Consider the following 16,893-nt stretch of genomic DNA (forward strand, 5'->3'; position numbering starts at 1 on the left):
AAACCTGAAAATATGGATAGCATTCCCTTAGCGCAATAAACCCTTTCCCTCCAAATCCTCCCGCATCTTCCTATGATTCGCCCAAAAGCGATCTTTAATCTGCTGGAAAACCCTAGTAAATTCAGCCTTCTCTTTCATGGGCTTTACCAAGGGCTCATACTCCAATAAAAGGAACCAATATTGAATATGGTCTTCTTGCGAGAATTGCTCCAAATACTCCAATGACTTCTCCCAATCCTGAGCATAGGCATAACGGATCGCCTGATGCGCATTCTGATATTTCGAATCATTAGCCTCACAGTAGGCTACATAATCCGCGAATAAGCTGTCAGCCTTAGCCCTATAGCCCAAGGCGCGATACACATAGGCGATCTTGGCATTTTCATAGGTATAGAGTTCCAAATTATTCGCTTCGCGATGTCGCACCAATTTAGAGAAATAAAAATAGGCACTGTCATTATCCTCCAGCACATAATGCAGTTTAGCCAGGTCTTGCAGCACATCCATGGCATTAGTGTCGCGTCGGTATAAGCGGCTAAGGGCATTGGCCGCCTTTTGCCAATCCTTATCCTGCACCAAATCCACAAAAACCCTTAAATGCGGAACAAATGGATTGGCTGGGTATAAACTTTGCGACTGATCCAAATAAGCATCCGCCTCCCTAAAAAATCCCGCCTGCACCAAAGCATTGGCCAATTGCAAATAGCGATAACTCTTGGCGGTAGAATCCTGAGCCTGACCATCCAACTGAATTCCCTTTAAGGCATACTCCACATATTTGGCGCTATTGGGAATATAATAAGCGTAAAAATCCGAAAGCATTTGAATGGCCGCCGCCGAATTAGGATTGTAATCCAAAGCCTTTTCCAAATGCGGTAAGGCCAGGCGATAATCCTGCACCTGCAAATAATAGCAAGCCTTAGCTATCAGACTTACATCCAATTTTGAATCGTATAAAAGCGCCTGATCCGAATATTGATTAATCAAGTCGGTGTACTGCTTTTCCCGCTGAAAAAGATCCAGGAAATAATAAGACAAGGCCAAATCCGCATAAGCCAAAGCAAATTCTTCATCTTCGGCAATGGCCTTTTCAAAATAGCCAATCGCCTGCTGCAAACTCTCATGGGTCCGCGCATAAAAGGGATCCAAACCCTGTAAATAATAATCGTAGGCCGCTAAACTCTGAGTGGGCCGCTTGGCAATGCGCGCACGCTCCTCCTCCGAAACATAAACCTGAATCGCATCCGCAATTTCGGCCGCCACCTCCCGCTGCAAATCGAATATATCCTGGAGCTCCCGATGGTATTCGGCGGCCCATAATGGCTCATCGCGAGCAGCATCAATCAGCTGAATGTGCAGCAAAACCTTGTCCCCCACCTTTTGACCACTGCCCTCCACCAAATACTGCACTTGCAGCTCATCGGCAATCTCGGGAATCGACAATGCCGTAGTACGAAACTTCTCCGCCGAGGTACGACTGATCACCCGCAAATCTTCAATCTTCTGCAAATTGTTGAGGGTCGACTCCATCAAGCCATTCACGAAATACAAATTGCTCGAATCGCTGCTTTCATTTTTAAAAGGCAAAACCACGATCGACTTTTCCGATTCCAAAGCTGGTTCTAGCTCCGCATCAGGATAAAGGAAGAAAAAGGCAATCAAGATTAGAGCTACCGCTGCCAAGGCATAATAGAAACCATTTCTTTTGGGTTTTTTTTCGGCTTTCGCCGGATCTGTCTTTAGCTCTTCTTGTGGCTCCGGAATTTTATTCTGCTCCCATTTCCCGGGAGGATACCCATAGTGTTCTCGAAAACATTTAACGAAATAGCTCACACTCCCAAAGCCTACCTCATAGGCTACTTCGGAAACAGAGGAAGCTCCCCCTCCCAATTTGAGCAAGGCCTGCTTTAAGCGATAAGCGCGAATAAACTGACTGGCTGACAGCTCCGTGTCCTTTTTAATCTTTCGCAAAAGATTGGAGCGACTCATGTGCATGGCCTCCGCTAGTTCCGAAACCCCAAATGTCTCCGAACTTAAATTCTCTAAAAGAATTTCTTCGGCCTGTTTAATGAAATCACTGGGACTATTTTGACGGTCTTCCATGCTCCTTTTTCGCCTTTCGAAAGTAGAAAAAATTAGGCCTGCATTTCTGCTTAAAAATCAAGGCTAAAATGGGCTTTTGCGTCATAATTTATAGAGATGCGTCATTCTTTTCAAAGCCGCAGCAAAGTTTACACAAAGCGAAGCATAGGCTATATCCCAAGCCTGGCAAGGGCCGCACCTTTGAAGCATCAAATTCACAAAACAAAATTTAGAGATGAACGCACTTAACTTCTTCAAAAGAAAAAACCTTTTAGAAAGCCTTAGCCTGATGCTTATTTTCAGCCTTAGCATCGCCTGTCAAAATCAAAATTCGGAATCCAACGAAGTAAAAATTGAGGCCCCTGAAATGGATATTGCCACGGCCGTTATCAGTGGAAATTTAGCCGCAGTAAAACAACATATTGCCGCTGGCACCGACCTCAACCAGAAGGATGCCTTTACCGGATCTACGCCATTAATTACAGCCGCCACTTTCGATAAGCGCGAAATTGCCCAGGCCCTAATTGATGGCGGCACGGACCTCAGCATTCAAAACAATGATGGATCAAGTGCTTTACACAGCGCTGCCTTTTTCGGTCGGGTAGAAATCGTTCAAATGCTAATCGATGCTAAGGCCGACAAAAACCTGCGCAATACCTACGGCGCTACTCCCCGCGAAATTGTTTTGGCCGATTTCGAAGCCATGAAGCCTGTTTACCAAATGATGCAAGAACAATTAAGCCCCATGGGCTTACAATTAGATATGGTGGCCCTCGAAAAAGCGCGCCCCGTAATCGCCATGATGTTAGAATAATCACGAAAACTAAATCATCTAAAAATGGAAACTGCAAGAAGGCACGATATCGACTGGCTACGGGTAATTGCCATCGGACTTTTATTGATCTATCATATTGCCATTGTCTTTCAACCCTGGGCGCTCTTCATTGGTTTTATCCGCAGCGATGAACTTTTAGAAGGACTTTGGAAACCGATGTCTCTTATTAATGTTTGGCGCATTCCCTTCCTCTTCTTTGTATCGGGAATGGGTGTTTACTTCGCCATGCAAAAACGGAACATCAAGCAATTGCTACTGGATCGATCCAAGCGCATTCTGGTCCCTTACCTCTTTGGCATAGTCGCTATCGTGCCCTTGCACTTCCTGCTCTTTCAAAACTATTACAATCAGCCCCTGCACTATTTTGCCCATCCTGCCCACCTGTGGTTTTTAGGCAATATTGTAATCTATATTTCCATCCTCTTCCCCTTCTTCTTCCAGCTGATTAAAAAGCCGGAGGGTAAATTCCGCCGCAGCCTGGAAAAGATGATGCGCAACCCCTTGGGACCTTTGGCCATCCTTCCCTTTTTCATCTTGGAAGTACTCCTTGTTCAGCCGGATGTTTTTGCCCTCTATGCCCAAACTTTGCATGGCTACGCTATTGGTTTCCTAGCCTTCTTCTTTGGTTTCTTAATGGTTTATATCGGCAAAAGCTTTTGGCAAATCCTATTAAAATGGCATTGGCTCTATTTAGCTTTAGCCTTAGGCATGGGCCTATTACGCATCAGTATTTTGGAAGCCTACTTCACTAATGCCCTTATGGCGGTGGAATCCAATTTATGGATCTTAGGAATCTTTGGCCTGGGCTACAAATACCTCAATCGCCCCAGCAAAAGCCTGAGCTACCTAAGTGAAAGTGCCTATCCTATTTACATCATTCACATGTTTGTGCTCTATGCTGTAGCTTCATGGGTACTTAAATTAAGCTTGGACCCCTATTTAAAATTCGCACTTAGCGTACTTTTAACCTTAGCGGGATGCTTGTTGATTTTCGAATTGATCATTAAGCGAATTCCTCTCTTGCGCCCCCTCTTTGGTATGAAGTACCGGCGGGCACAAAAAGCCAAAGAAATATGAGTCCAAAGAAAATAATCGGCCTAAGCCTTATCCTCCTCTCCATGATCGGAACCTATTTATTCGCTCCCTGGCTATTGATAAAACTCTGGCTCAGCCCCTTACCAGACAGCCCTCAAGCCCAAATTGAAGACATTTTAGACTATAAGGTAGATGGTGTTATTCTCTATATTGATCAAGCTGGGAAAGCTCCCGAAGCTTATGCGGCAGGTTGGAATAATCGCGCCAATGAGGTGGCGGTCAATCCTCAAAGCTTATTTAAGGTGGCTAGCATTAGTAAGCTCTTTATTGCCACCGCCGCCACTAAATTGATTCAGGCAAAAAAACTGGATCTCGACGCCCCCTTAAGCAGCCTACTGCCTTTCACCAAAGGCCATATAGCTAATGCCGATGCCATCACGCTAAAAATGCTGATCCAACATCGCAGTGGCGTTCCCAATTATACCGATCAGGACAATTATCCTTGGACAGATCTTTTCACGGAAAACCTTCCGGCGCTGGAGTTGGTTTATGATCTCCCAGCCGATTTTGAACCGGATGAAAAATACCAATACAGCAACACCAATTACCTACTGCTTGGTGCCATCCTCGATAGTACTTTGGGCTACAGTCACCACCAATACATCAAAGAAGAAATTCTGGATCCCTTAGGCTTAAAACACACCTATAGCCTGCTCGACGAAGTAAATCAAGACTCTTTGATGAGCGGCTATCATATCGGCTATGAACCCGACATCAAAGGCAATAATTACATTCACCCCGGAGGGTCCATGATCTCTACGGCCCGAGATATTGCGGTATTCTTGCGCGCCCTCAATGAAGGCAGTTTCCTGAACCCCGAAGAACAAGCGCTTTATGAATCACTCTATCGCTTGGAACATACGGGCCTCTTACCCGGCTATTCCAGCATTGCGCGCTACGATGCTGATTTGGACGCCGTGATCGTCCTCTTTATCAATACCAGCGGCGGTATATCTTGGAGTATTACGGAAGCTACTTATCGGAGGGTGGTGAAGGTTTTAAAGCATTAAGATGGCCCGAAATTAAGAGCGCTAGAAATTTTTCCTCACATCTTTGATATGCTTAGGCTCCAAATACTTTGCCCGATCTGTATCGAAGTACACTATTTCTTCCGTCGCTAGATCAAACACTGAAATATGATAACCAGCGCCACTGCTATGACCGATAAGTAAGCAATAATCTTCGTGGCCTTCTTTTACCAATTGGTGAATCTCCTCTGAGCTCGCAATCCGATACTTCGTTTTATTAAAGTATTTGGCGATGTCTTCTTCTTTCAATTCCTGATTTATGTGCATGGAATCAATGAGCAATATTTTTCTTCGAATACGTCCGGATTGATTCATCCTTTTCCTCATATCCAAAATAAAGGTGGCATCTGCAATTCCGGATTTAGCAACAACCGACTCTTTTGCTAAAAAATTCAACTGCTTAATGGCAATCAGGGCCTGATAATGCAGGGGGTTTACATTAAAATCGGTGGTAAACACTTCTTCTGAGTCCGTATCTTTAAGTCTGGGATCTTTAATACTGCGGACAAAACTATAATAGACCAAAGCTCGTTTGGGCGACAATAAAATGGCCGGTTCATCTTTAAACATCGGCGCATAGAGCATATTCACTTCAAAAATGGCTAAGGCCAACCAGCTGTCCTCTAAACCTTCTGGATAGCCAGTACCATTACCCGAATAGGGAAGGCTCATAATATCATTATATAGGGCCACTAAGTCTAAAACCACCATTTCTGGGTGATTTTCGCGGAACTCCTTATTATCAATAACCTCTCGATCAATGTAGGCTAAGTCATTGATAGTCCAGTTACTATCCATGTAAGCCTTAATCACCTCATTATATTGAGGATACTCCGGGTGAACCACCACATAAAGGGTGTCCTCCTGCCACTCCTCTACACTACGATTGTAATAGACCCCAGATCCAATGTATTGAGCCTGAGCCAAGAATGAAAATAAAAGCGAAACGAATAAAAATAAATTGCGAAGCATATTACTAATTGTTTTCAGCGAAAATAATTATTTAACTACAGCTTAAATTACATTTTAACCTTAATACTTTGACAATCTGTACGGTCTTAAAAAGTTACTACGGAGCGCTTGGAAAAGCTGCTTGAATTCCCTGAAAGCCTTTCCCTTTGCATAGCCTATCTTTGAGAACTTAACCAAGTTTCTTAGCCATTAAAATTGCTCAAACTTTAAGCCTATGTTGAGACCTATTATTCTTTCGCTAGCCCTTCTGATTAGTTTTTCCTCTGTAAATGCCCAATCCTTTAAACCAGGCCCAAGGATTAAAAGTCCCTTTAAGGACTATGACCCTCAATTTGTCCAAGAAGACGCCGAGAACCTTTATGGCTTAATGGTTTATGATGATGAATTGGTTTTAAGCATCGTCAATAAACAAAGACCCAATCAAACCGAGTTTCATTATCTGGAATTACCCGAAAGCGCCTCCAATTACTATTCGTATTTCAGTATCGGAGAATTTGGAAACCGTCTGGTGTATATTAATGAATATGCTGAAGATGATCATTTCAAATTAGTAGCGCATTTCATTGATATTGAAACTAAGACCATCGGACCCGAAATTGTGCTTCATGATAAAGAATATGAAAAGGAAAGGACGAGAGGCTACTATGATCTTTATTGGTCTGAGGACGGTCAACATTTAGTAGTAAGTAGCTTTACCTACTACAAGAAAAGGAAGAAAAGTGACCATGCCTTATTACTTTTCGACAGCGATTTTAGCAAAGTAGCCGAAAGAACCCTAAGTGGAGGAAATAAGTACAGTCGACTTGGCTCCATACTAGAAGTTGATAATGACGGTAATTTATATGCTTATATTCCACGCAATGACAGCTTGGTTATTTTTCATGCCGATCAAAACTACCAGGACACATACATCAAGCTCTCAGGCGATCCCCGAGATAAAAACGGGGTCTTTTCGAATTCCAAAATCTCGATTGTAAACCCCAATAAAATCCTAATTAGCAGTCAATTTCATAGTGAAGAGCCAGACAGCCCTTCAAAAAGAACGGGCTTCAGAGTTCATGCGGATTTACCCATCGCCGGACTGAGAATTGCGAGTGTGGATCCAAAATCAAACAGCGTACTTAAGAATACCAAAATTCATTTATACGATGAAGCACTAAGAGAAGGCTTCAATAAGGCAGTTTACCATTATTCTACCCTCGGACAATTTATGGGCAGTGAGGTGCCTTCTCAAGATAATTCGGTATTCGGCACTCGGGTCTTTCACGACAGCCTGGGCAACTCCTACTTACTAATCCAGCAAAGGATTCACATTTTAGTACCTCCCGCCAGTGCTGGAGTACATGAGCAATACGGCTTTTATGATCTTAATATCATCGCTCTCAACCAGCAAGAAGAAATTCTATGGACGCATCGAATTAATAGAACCCGAGAATACATCCCCCATAAAGATGATGCTTACGGCCAGCGCTCTTTCCCACAAACCACCGCTTTACGAAATATTCTAAATCAGGATTCTGAGTCTTTTGATTGCTATGCCTTTTTAGATGATGATCAATTGGTGCTTATTTACAATGATCTCCCGGAAAACATGGCCAACATGAATCCTGAAAGCAGGATTAAGAAAGTAGATGGTCATAAAAAGCATATTCCCGTGATTCAAAAAATCAATTTAGAAAACGGTGAAAGAGTGGGCAGCATCGAGAAACGCATGACCTTACCGAAAATGATCCTTAAGCCCTTTCAGATATATTACAGTAAAATGGACAATCGCTTTTACTACACCACAGGTAATGGCAAGCAAATCCAGATCAGCACTTTTAGCATGCCTTAAGCTTAGCAGGCATTAATTGAATTGAAAATCCTCGGTTCTTGGAATTGGGGATTTTTTATGAGGAGCTAAGCGTGATAATTTCGAGAAAATAAAAAAGGCGAGAAAACAATTAGCTTTCTCGCCTCAAGTGGGCCCAGCAGGGCTTGAACCTGCGACCAAGTGATTATGAGTCACCTACTCTAACCAGCTGAGCTATGGGCCCGAAAAGGAGGGCAAATTTAGTATTTATCATTGAATTGAAGCCCATAGAATACGCTCAGATACAGAAGCCGTAAATCAAGCACTAATCCTCTGTGAACTCCCTACCTCCGCGCCTCCGCGTTGAAGCAATCCCAAAAAAATTTTCTTGACCACCAAATCCTCTAAGAGCGAAGCGATCTATCGTCTAACATCTAATAGCGCAGCGGTCTATACTCTAACAGCACAGCGATCTCCCCCCTAATACAACTCATAATCCCTGGCTATCTCCAATATTGAATCTGTAAAAGTGTATCTAAATGCCGTTACATCTTTTCTGTCGCTGCTCACATTTGGGCGAGCATAGGGGCAGCATGGATTAAAATACTCCACTTTATTCGAGGCCCCATAAGCCCCGCAACTATCCAATAAGAATCTCACCGAATAAGAGCTATCAGGAATGCTCACAATGATTTCCTTCACATCACATCTTGCATCGCTGCAATCAGTTCTTTTAGGTCCGATGTAAAGCGGACTCCTCGAAGTATAGCCCACAAGATCCCCAGGTGCCAAACTAAATTGACGAGCATCAAACGCATCCATAATCCCTTGAGGTAGTGATACCTCTAATAAATATGGCGAGTCATTTTTAAATTCAATTCTCTGGAATGCCTCATCATCATTTTCCATAACACAGGAAACTGGGTTTAAGAGAAGTACAGCAAATAAAAGGATATAGACAGATGACCGAATTTGAAGCATAGTATAAATATCAGGTTGCCCAAATGTAGCTAAATCAGGTGCTAAAAACTCAACCCCTTGTCCACCAACCTATCTAAAAGCTTAGCGATCTATCGTCTAAAATCTAATAGCGCAGCGGTCTACTCCCTATACCACAACTTCCCCGCATCCCGATTTCGACGTACCATATACATCCCTTGAGGTAAATGAGACAGATCCAATAAATACTCTACTTCCTCACCCTTATAAACCCTTTGACCATCAAGTGTATACACTTCAATTTTACCGGGTGGCTGGATCCGTAATTCACCGGCACTGGGATTGGGGTAAAAATTCCAGCTTTCATCGGGGTAATCCGGATCTATATACTCGTAGAGATGATGTCGGAAAACGCCATATTCACCTCCCACATACATATAGTTATCGATCAACTCCAAATACCGGTAATTCTCACCCCGAGGCATAGGATTGGGCCTCCGTCCTACATAGCGCAAATTATTATCACCATGCTGATACATATACAACCAATGCCCCACCCCTACAAAAACAAAGTCTTCAGTTGCCATAACTGAAGAAGGATAGGAATAACAGCCATAGCAATCCTCCACCCATTCTCCATAAAGGGTATCCCATTGGAGGTTCTCATCCTGAATAGCCAGGGTAAAATCTACTCTTCGCTGAACTGAATCATTGGCTGGGATAGTGCTTAAAACTACCAGGCGATCAGTACCGGGAATCTGATCATACTGGATAAGATGGCAATAATCCGGTCCGAAACCTGGAATACTATCACTCATTAAAACAGGATCATTCCCGGGTTCAAAATGATAGAAATCCATCTTGTTTTGATGAAAGTAATAAGGATCCGGCTGACTAAAATACAAGCGCGAAGCTTGTGCTCCCTGAGGAAACCATCGCAATCTATCAATGGTATTGTATGAAAAACTTAAAGGCAATGAATCCCATAAATCACCACCATCTTCACTGTACAAAATGGTATATCCCCTATCATAGTCATCCAATACTACGGCTATACGCTGGTCATTAATAGGGTCTATGGCCAGATCCAGTATTTGATTAAACGATCCTAAAAAAAATCCCATTTCTTCAGGATCCATAATCATTTTCCAGCGCCCTTGATACAAGTCACGGCGATACAGCTTTCTATCCGCAGCATACAAGGTATTCCCTTGAGCAGAATAGGCCACTTGCCAATATCGCGGAAATCGATCTGGGGGAGCTAAATAGTGCCAGGTTTCATAGGGAGTGGCCGCTTCTTGCAATACCGCAATTTGCTGCGAAGAAGCTGCCACTATAGTATGGGATTTTCGCTCATAATAGAAATCCGACATAGGGCTGCCTATTAAATTCTCACTGAGTAAAAAGAGTGAATCGCCATAAGCGGTGCTTAATGCAGGACCCAAATTTGTAGCATGAAATGCCTTTGAGGCATCACCAGAAAGAAAGGCGGAGGCTCCAGCGTAAACAAACATATCGCCACGCGATTTATACTTAGATCCTATTTGCTGCCAATCCTTTCCAAAGGTTCTGTACAATGAGCCGGCAATTATATGATCTCCCCGCTCATCCGAGGCAGAGCTAATGAGTGGCGGTAAGGTATAAGCCAGGGGCCATGCTTCATTAATCTCCTCAGCTTCCGTCCAGGTTTGTCCTTCATCGAAACTGCGAAACCACAAACGAGGCTTAGGTGGATACAAAGTGGTATCAGGATAGGTGAAAAAGTAATCTTTGTTTTGAGAAGCCAGCACATGCCAGACCCCTTTTGCATCGATATGGCAAATTGGATCTTCCTCAAAACCGGAGCGATCCAAACTAAAATTGTGGGCTTCATAATTTAAACTGGCCGCCTTGGAATAATAGGGTTCCCGACTTTGCAGGATAGTATCTCCCCAGTAAACTACTCGCTTGGTTTTGGGATCCAGACTTAATTGATAATAAGCATCAATATAGTAGTCCGGCCCGGGGTCTTGACTTATCAATTCCAATTGTCCATTAGGCAACAGTTTCTGCCTGTCAAATAAAAAAGCACTCCTTTCCCACCTAGGACTAATCAAAGTGTCCCCTACCAATAAAAAGGTGCTGCTGCGATGAATAAACTCTGCCTCTTCCCCCAGCTTGGCCTTATAGAGTTCATAGTCGCTAATAAAAAACAACTGCTCAGTCTTTTGATGCCATTGCATTTTGGAGGTTGAGGGAAAATAAAAAGGACCCCCGGCGCGAGTGGCATAAAAAGTTTTCCAATTCAATCGTTTGGGCACTTCCCCTTTAGGAAAGGTTGCATAATAAATACCATCCCCTCCACTAAGCGAAACGAAAATGATTTGCTCGCCCTTATAGCTTCCAATTTCAAAGTCCCAGGCAAAGCCCCCGTAAAAAGGCAGCTTTTCCAGATCCCCTAGCAGGCCCCATTCCTGCGCATTGGAGCTCAATGAAACGACGAAAAATAGCAATAGGTAAAGGTTTCTCATAGCAGCTTAAATTCCTTCTAAGTTTGGGAAGCCCCTAATGACCCACATCTTTTTTCGATAAAAGGCCTTAAATCTTCGTTTAACGGTAGTCGAACTCACGTTACTCTTGAAAATCAATTGTTTACAAAATTCAATTTCCAGTCATCGAAACCGATAATCGACCTTTTATCGGTAAACGATAGGTTCTTGCCCCTGCTTAGGCCATTATTTACTTGGCTATATTTCCCAAAAGCGGAAAATTTTCAAGCCATATTTCCTTCTTTTGTGCTCAAATACCACGCAATGCCTAAACATCTGCTTTTCGATTTCGGAGCGGTTCTTATTCCCATCGACACCAAGCTTACTTACAAGGCCTTCGAAGCCTTGGGCGCCGAAGAAAAGCTAGCAGAGCAAGATGAGCTCTTTCATCAATTTGAACGCGGAGAACTAAGCACCGACGAATTCCTAAGCCAATTGCAAGGTTTTTTCTTTCGCAAATCTATTTTCAAGAAGGATTTAGCCGAAGCCTGGAATGCCCTCTGTTACGAGGCTATTCCGGATGAAAACATTCGTTTGCTTAAAAACTTGAAAAACAAAGGGCATAAACTCTTTCTCCTGAGTAATACCAATCCCTTGCATATCGAAAAGATCAAGGCCCTTTGCGGACCCTTTAAATACAAGCAGTTTATCAGTCAATTTGATGCGGTTTACTACAGCCACGAAACGGGGCATCGTAAACCTGAAGCTGATTTCTACAAGAAAGTATTGAAGGAGCAAAAACTAAAAGCCGCCGACTGTTTCTTTATCGACGATCGGGAAGACAATATTGAAGCCGCCACCAAACTCAAACTGGAATGCTGGCACTTCGACCCGAAAAAAGATAAAATTGAAACTATCAAGAAACGCCTCTAACAGCGCAGCGGTCTATCATCTAACATCTAATAGCGCAGCGATCTAAAGTATAATCGCTCCGCGATTATACTTTCCCCATTACCACCATCTGATCCAGCGTTGGGCTTTCACTACCACCCAATGGCTCCAAAGTAATGGCAAATGCATCAGCCTCTGCCAAGCCGCTCATGTTCTGCAATTGCAGCTCATTGGAATTTAAGGCTAAGAGCCCGATGCTTACCGGCTTGCCCTTCACGATAGCCCATAATTGATATTGGCTATTTTCTGCTTCGGCAGGTAATTGATCACGATAGAAAAGAGTTTGTTCCTTTTCAGGGTTCCAGTACACCGTGGCAGTGGCCGGTTTATCTTCTTGAACCGTATTAAGGGTAATCTTCTGAGTTCCGGGTTCTGAAACCGCGGCCCATAAACTTTGATATTGTTCTTTATCTCCTTGCAGCTCTTGCAACTGACTGCCCAACGTTTCCAGCTCCTGATCTTGCGCTACAATCTCTTGCTCCATCGCTTGCATAAACTGCAAACTATCTTGCCATTGATAGGCTAGGAAGAAAGATAAAATAAGCGCTGCCGCGGCGGCAATCCATCCAATGGGTTGCGAAGATTTAGATTTGGAAGCCGCAGGATTAATGCTGGACTTCACAGAAGGCTCATGGCTGGAGGCCACTACTTTTAAAGCCGGCATGGCCACAGGTCCTTTTTCCTGCTCGCCCAAATTGGCCATAATCTTCTCCTTCATGCCAGCAGGGGGCTCCTCGGCACTAGCCGCTGCCCAGGTCGACATAATATCTTCAGCCTGACGAAGTGCTTCATTGATTTCCGGATAAATCTTGCTCATGCACTGCACCTCCTGGCGCTCCTGCTCTGAGACAAAACCCATCAGGTAGTCTTCTATAATTCCGCTTTCTATGTACTTCTTAGGATCCAATGTCTCTGGCTAAAAACCGCTTTAATTCACTAATCGCCTTGCGAGCACGGGTTTTCACCGTACCCAAAGGCACATTTAACTTTTTCGCAATCTCTCCCTGTGTGAAACCCTGGAAGTACGCTAATTCGAGTACTTTTCGGTCCTCCGGACGCAGTTTCTCCAATTCCTTTTCCAGTCCGATATGATCTACTGGTAAGTTCGATTGGTGAACCGCGTCAACCTTATATACGTGTGTCTCTACATCTTGGATTTGTGGACGGCGATCATTTTTACGAATTTGATCAATACAAGCATTGCGCATAATATTCATCATCCAGGTATATAACCTTGCTTTATCCGCATCATAAGACTGCGCATAACGCCAAATCTTAATCATCGCCTCCTGAAATACCTCTTCCGCATCTTCGCGCGAAGGCATCATGCGCACGCACAATCCAAAGAGCACTGCTCCGTAATTGTCATAAATTAATGACATCGCCTCCTGCTTGCCATCTTGCAGCAGATCAACGATTTTCACTTCAATGGGAGGGCGCTTACTCAAAAAATGAGGTTTTCAAAAATCCAGTTATCAGGAATCCTCGTAGATAATAATGAATCCAAAAAAAGAAACAATCATGATCTACTCAAACAGTTCAAAGCTATTAAATTTTGCCTTAGGCGCAGCACTGATTTTCGGAGCTACCGCTTGTAGTGAAGATGACGATAGCACGGACATGACCAATGAGCCCACAGTGGCTACCCTCGATGTAAGTACCCAGGTGATTTCCCAAAACATGGTAGAAGTTACTATGACTGAGGTTCCCAGCGATGGCTGGATTGTTATCCATGCCGATAATGGCAGTAATGGCCCCGTAGTACCTGCTATCATTTCCGAACCTAAATGGATCGAAGCTGGCTCTAATATGAGCGTGATGGTACAAATTGATGCCAATGCCACCATTACTGACGGTGATCAGGTATGGGTAATGTTGCACGAAGACACCGGCACCAAAATGCAATACGAATTTGATGGCAATAATGATTTAGACCCTCCTTTCGTAGTAGATGGTGCCCCCGTTATGAGTGCCGTAAATATCATGTCGGCTAAAATCAACTCTCCAGATATGGATGTTACCAATAATACAGTGGTAATTCCTGAGGTGGTTGCAGCTGCTGATGGTTGGTTGGTTATCCACAACGACAACGGCATGGGAGGCATTGTTCTTCCCGATGTAATAGGTAAAGTTCAGGTAAGCAAAGGGGTAAACACCAATGTTACCGTTCAGTTAGACGCCAGTGTAAACCTGAGCAGCGGTCAAAAGCTGTTCCCCATGTTACACTTAGACAATGGTCAAATTGGTGTATATGAATTCGATGGCGCCAGTGCCTTCGATGGACCGGAGATCTTCGGCAACCTGGCCTTCCCAGGAAACGTGATCTTCACCAGTTTCACTGTGCTTAATGTGAACTAAGAATACAATCCCTCCCCCAGAAGCCTCGGCAGTAGTCATGCATTGCCGGGGCTTCTTTTTTTTGCCTTTCGGCGGATATGCCTTTAACTAATCTTGGCGTTCCTGGCAGAGTTCTACCAATACACCATGACTGCTTTTCGGATGTAAAAAGGCCACCAGCTTATTATCCGCTCCAAATTTGGGCTGTTCATTTAATAAAATGAAGCCTTCACCTTTCAAGCGCTCAATTTCGGCTTCGATATCTTCCACATCAAAAGCGATGTGATGAATGCCCTCGCCGCGCTTGGCAATAAACTTCGAAATTGGGCTATCTGGATTAGTCCCCTCCAATAATTCGATCTTATTGGGTCCTACCTGAAAGAAAGAAGTAATCACCCCTTCACTTTCTACGCCTTCTTGCTTATAAGCCTCAGCCCCAAATAAAGAAGCATAGGTTTTATTGGCTTCTTCCAGGTTTTTTACGGCAATGCCGATATGCTCAATCTTACGCATGGCTATGTATTTTAGGTTGTTCTAGGCGAAACTTTGCATCTCTACCAACTTGTGGTAAATCCCTTGCTTATCCAGTAATTCCTGATGACTACCGCGCTCCGAAATCTTGCCTTCATTAATCACCACAATCTCATCTGCATGTTGGATGGTACTCAAGCGGTGGGCAATTACCAATGAAGTACGGTTCTCCATCAATCGATATAAGGCATCCTGTACCAGTTTCTCCGATTCGGTATCCAAGGCCGATGTAGCCTCATCCAAAATCAGAATTGGTGGATTCTTTAAAACTGCACGGGCAATACTTAAACGCTGCTTTTGCCCTCCACTCAGTTTACCACCTGCATCCCCAATATTGGTTAAATAGCCATTGGGTAATTTCTCGATAAAATCGTGGGCATTAGCAATCTTGGCGGCCGCGATAATCTCTTCCTTAGTCGCATCGGGCTTACCCAAAGCAATATTATAAGCCACGGTCTCATTAAAGAGCAGGGTTTCCTGAGTAACTATTCCCAAATGCGATCGCAGGTCCTTTAACTTGATGCTGTCAATAGGCAGACCATCAATCTTGAGGCTACCACTATTGATATCGTAAAAACGAGGCACCAAATTAGTCAAGGTAGTTTTACCGCCCCCGCTCTGTCCTACCAGAGCATAGGTCTTACCTTTCTCAATTTTCAGGTCGATATGGCTCAGCACCTGCTTATCCTGATAGGAGAAACAAACATCATTAAACTCAATCGCATCCTTAAACTCCTTAAGATCCTTCGCATCGGGCTTATCCTGAATGGGATTCTCCGCATCTAAAAGATCCAATACCCTTTCGGAAGATGCATTCCCCCTCTGAATTTTATAACTGGCTTGCGACAAGCTCTTGCTGGGAGGAATAATTTGGTAGAAGAATAAAACGTAAGCGATAAACTTCTCCGCCGTAAAATCATTGGGTTCCATTACCAAGCTACCGCCGTACCAAATAATAATGGCCATTACCAAAGAGCCCATAAATTCGGAGATGGGTGAGGCCAAATCATTCCGGCGAATCACCTTATTCATCAAACTAAAGTAGTTATTGGCAGCCCGTGCAAAAAGACTGGCCTTTTGCTCTTCGGCCGTAAAGGCCTTAATTACTTTTAGGCCACTTACCGTTTCTTCGGTTAAGGATAAAATATCCCCCATCGACTCCTGGGCACGGGTACTGGCTCGCTTTAGGCTCTTACCAATACGGGTAATTAAGAGGGAGACCACTGGCAAAAGCAGCAGTACAAAAATGGTGAGCTGTGGACTCATCCACACCAAAACCGCCAGTGAACTGAGGATGATGAAGGGCTCACGGAAGAACATTTCGATCGTGGCCAAAACACCATTTTCAATTTCCTTAAGGTCGGCGGTCATGCGCGAAATAATATCGCCCTTGCGCTGTTCGGTAAAATAACCCACCGGCAAAGCCAGCAGTTTATGGTGTAAATCCAAACGAATATCGCGGGTAATACCATTCCGCATGGGCGCCAAAAGATAGAGCGCTAAATAGCGGAATACGTTTTTGAGGAAAAAGGCCGAAATCACCCAAAAACAAACGTATAGTAAGGCCTCTTGCTGGCCAATTGCCTCCATGCGAGTGCCGATTTCGTAGGAGAGGAAATCTTCGGCATAAGCCATAATATCCCCATCAAAAACCGGAGCTTGTTCCGGAGCCTTAGTATTGTCGAATATGATCTGTAAAACGGGAACCACCAAACCAATACTGGCCAAGGCAAAAACGGTGGCAAACAGATTCGCTAAAACGCTTAAAATCACCGTCCCTTTATAAGGATAGGCATAGCGTACGATGCGCCAAAATGCTTTCATTGGGGCAAAGGTAGTGCATCTCTGGCAGCCATATAACTT

The 16,893-nt window shown here is 43.8% G+C and carries 14 protein-coding genes and 1 tRNA gene; 6 read left to right on the forward strand and 9 right to left on the reverse strand.

The features are described from left to right. Positions 1 to 27 precede the first annotated feature (27 nt). Positions 28 to 2,103, reverse strand: a complete 2,076-nt coding sequence (locus H4K34_RS07080; protein WP_210760126.1) for a helix-turn-helix domain-containing protein — start codon at positions 2,101 to 2,103, stop codon at positions 28 to 30. Positions 2,104 to 2,317: 214 nt separating this feature from the next. Here H4K34_RS07080 and H4K34_RS07085 point away from each other — a divergent pair, with 214 nt between their 5' ends. Genes H4K34_RS07085 through H4K34_RS07095 form a run of 3 tightly spaced genes read left to right on the forward strand, consistent with a single transcriptional unit; the run spans position 2,318 to position 5,022 of the window. Further along, a complete protein-coding gene (locus H4K34_RS07085; protein WP_246452209.1) occupies positions 2,318 to 2,896 on the forward strand; it encodes an ankyrin repeat domain-containing protein in 579 nt (192 codons plus the stop codon). A gap of 24 nt (positions 2,897 to 2,920) precedes the next feature. After that, positions 2,921 to 3,994, forward strand: coding sequence for an acyltransferase family protein (locus tag H4K34_RS07090; RefSeq protein WP_210760127.1), 1,074 nt, complete (start codon positions 2,921 to 2,923; stop codon positions 3,992 to 3,994). Then, positions 3,991 to 5,022 (forward strand): serine hydrolase domain-containing protein, encoded by a 1,032-nt coding sequence (locus tag H4K34_RS07095; protein WP_246452210.1) that lies wholly within the window; start codon positions 3,991 to 3,993, stop codon positions 5,020 to 5,022. The genes H4K34_RS07090 and H4K34_RS07095 overlap by 4 nt, the downstream gene beginning before the upstream one ends. Positions 5,023 to 5,043: 21 nt before the next feature. Here the strand turns inward: H4K34_RS07095 and H4K34_RS07100 are convergent, their stop codons facing one another. Then, positions 5,044 to 6,012: a hypothetical protein gene (locus H4K34_RS07100; protein ID WP_210760128.1), complete on the reverse strand. Its 969-nt coding sequence runs from the start codon at positions 6,010 to 6,012 to the stop codon at positions 5,044 to 5,046. A gap of 214 nt (positions 6,013 to 6,226) precedes the next feature. On the opposite strand from H4K34_RS07100, the gene H4K34_RS07105 reads away from it, so the two are divergent. Continuing rightward, positions 6,227 to 7,846 (forward strand): hypothetical protein, encoded by a 1,620-nt coding sequence (locus tag H4K34_RS07105; RefSeq protein WP_210760129.1) that lies wholly within the window; start codon positions 6,227 to 6,229, stop codon positions 7,844 to 7,846. A 128-nt stretch (positions 7,847 to 7,974) separates the two neighbouring features. Here H4K34_RS07105 and H4K34_RS07110 read toward each other — a convergent pair. The 3 genes from H4K34_RS07110 to H4K34_RS07120 all read right to left on the reverse strand — a co-directional run bounded on the left by H4K34_RS07110 (position 7,975) and on the right by H4K34_RS07120 (position 11,253). Continuing rightward, a tRNA-Ile gene (locus H4K34_RS07110) sits at positions 7,975 to 8,048 on the reverse strand. 236 nt (positions 8,049 to 8,284) lie between these two features. Beyond that, the gene (locus H4K34_RS07115; RefSeq protein WP_210760130.1) at positions 8,285 to 8,713 is read right to left on the reverse strand and encodes a hypothetical protein; all 429 of its coding nucleotides are present in this window, start codon (positions 8,711 to 8,713) and stop codon (positions 8,285 to 8,287) included. 191 nt (positions 8,714 to 8,904) lie between these two features. Then, positions 8,905 to 11,253, reverse strand: coding sequence for a T9SS type A sorting domain-containing protein (locus tag H4K34_RS07120; RefSeq protein WP_210760131.1), 2,349 nt, complete (start codon positions 11,251 to 11,253; stop codon positions 8,905 to 8,907). A gap of 282 nt (positions 11,254 to 11,535) precedes the next feature. Here H4K34_RS07120 and H4K34_RS07125 point away from each other — a divergent pair, with 282 nt between their 5' ends. Then, entirely contained in the window at positions 11,536 to 12,144 is a 609-nt protein-coding gene (locus tag H4K34_RS07125; protein WP_210760132.1) for an HAD family hydrolase, read from the forward strand. A 64-nt stretch (positions 12,145 to 12,208) separates the two neighbouring features. On the opposite strand, the gene H4K34_RS07130 is transcribed toward H4K34_RS07125, so the two are convergent. Both H4K34_RS07130 and H4K34_RS07135 read right to left on the reverse strand, forming a co-directional pair. Continuing rightward, on the reverse strand, positions 12,209 to 13,069 hold the full coding sequence (locus tag H4K34_RS07130) for an anti-sigma factor (RefSeq protein ID WP_210760133.1): 861 nt from the start codon (positions 13,067 to 13,069) through the stop codon (positions 12,209 to 12,211). Further along, entirely contained in the window at positions 13,059 to 13,610 is a 552-nt protein-coding gene (locus H4K34_RS07135) for an RNA polymerase sigma factor (RefSeq protein ID WP_210760134.1), read from the reverse strand. The genes H4K34_RS07130 and H4K34_RS07135 overlap by 11 nt, the downstream gene beginning before the upstream one ends. 73 nt (positions 13,611 to 13,683) lie before the next feature. Here H4K34_RS07135 and H4K34_RS07140 point away from each other — a divergent pair, with 73 nt between their 5' ends. After that, a complete protein-coding gene (locus H4K34_RS07140; RefSeq protein ID WP_210760135.1) occupies positions 13,684 to 14,520 on the forward strand; it encodes a DUF7282 domain-containing protein in 837 nt (278 codons plus the stop codon). Positions 14,521 to 14,607: 87 nt separating this feature from the next. On the opposite strand, the gene mce is transcribed toward H4K34_RS07140, so the two are convergent. Both mce and H4K34_RS07150 read right to left on the reverse strand, forming a co-directional pair. Then, positions 14,608 to 15,012, reverse strand: a complete 405-nt coding sequence (gene mce, locus H4K34_RS07145; protein WP_210760136.1) for a methylmalonyl-CoA epimerase — start codon at positions 15,010 to 15,012, stop codon at positions 14,608 to 14,610. Between the two features lie 21 nt (positions 15,013 to 15,033). Then, positions 15,034 to 16,854 (reverse strand): ABC transporter ATP-binding protein, encoded by a 1,821-nt coding sequence (locus tag H4K34_RS07150; RefSeq protein WP_210760137.1) that lies wholly within the window; start codon positions 16,852 to 16,854, stop codon positions 15,034 to 15,036. Positions 16,855 to 16,893: the final 39 nt, after the last annotated feature.

The organism is Croceimicrobium hydrocarbonivorans (assembly GCF_014524565.1).
GTDB lineage: Bacteria > Bacteroidota > Bacteroidia > Flavobacteriales > Schleiferiaceae > Croceimicrobium > Croceimicrobium hydrocarbonivorans.

Bases quoted from the DNA above. Each gene is read 5' to 3' on its own strand.
- H4K34_RS07080 (WP_210760126.1), bottom strand. From the start codon at position 2,103: ATGGAAGACCGTCAAAATAGTCCCAGTGATTTCATTAAACAGGCCGAA.
- H4K34_RS07085 (WP_246452209.1), top strand. From the start codon at position 2,318: ATGAACGCACTTAACTTCTTCAAAAGAAAAAACCTTTTAGAAAGCCTT.
- H4K34_RS07090 (WP_210760127.1), top strand. From the start codon at position 2,921: ATGGAAACTGCAAGAAGGCACGATATCGACTGGCTACGGGTAATTGCC.
- H4K34_RS07095 (WP_246452210.1), top strand. From the start codon at position 3,991: ATGAGTCCAAAGAAAATAATCGGCCTAAGCCTTATCCTCCTCTCCATG.
- H4K34_RS07100 (WP_210760128.1), bottom strand. From the start codon at position 6,012: ATGCTTCGCAATTTATTTTTATTCGTTTCGCTTTTATTTTCATTCTTG.
- H4K34_RS07105 (WP_210760129.1), top strand. From the start codon at position 6,227: ATGTTGAGACCTATTATTCTTTCGCTAGCCCTTCTGATTAGTTTTTCC.
- H4K34_RS07115 (WP_210760130.1), bottom strand. From the start codon at position 8,713: ATGGAAAATGATGATGAGGCATTCCAGAGAATTGAATTTAAAAATGAC.
- H4K34_RS07120 (WP_210760131.1), bottom strand. From the start codon at position 11,253: ATGAGAAACCTTTACCTATTGCTATTTTTCGTCGTTTCATTGAGCTCC.
- H4K34_RS07125 (WP_210760132.1), top strand. From the start codon at position 11,536: ATGCCTAAACATCTGCTTTTCGATTTCGGAGCGGTTCTTATTCCCATC.
- H4K34_RS07140 (WP_210760135.1), top strand. From the start codon at position 13,684: ATGATCTACTCAAACAGTTCAAAGCTATTAAATTTTGCCTTAGGCGCA.
- mce (WP_210760136.1), bottom strand. From the start codon at position 15,012: ATGCGTAAGATTGAGCATATCGGCATTGCCGTAAAAAACCTGGAAGAA.
- H4K34_RS07150 (WP_210760137.1), bottom strand. From the start codon at position 16,854: ATGAAAGCATTTTGGCGCATCGTACGCTATGCCTATCCTTATAAAGGG.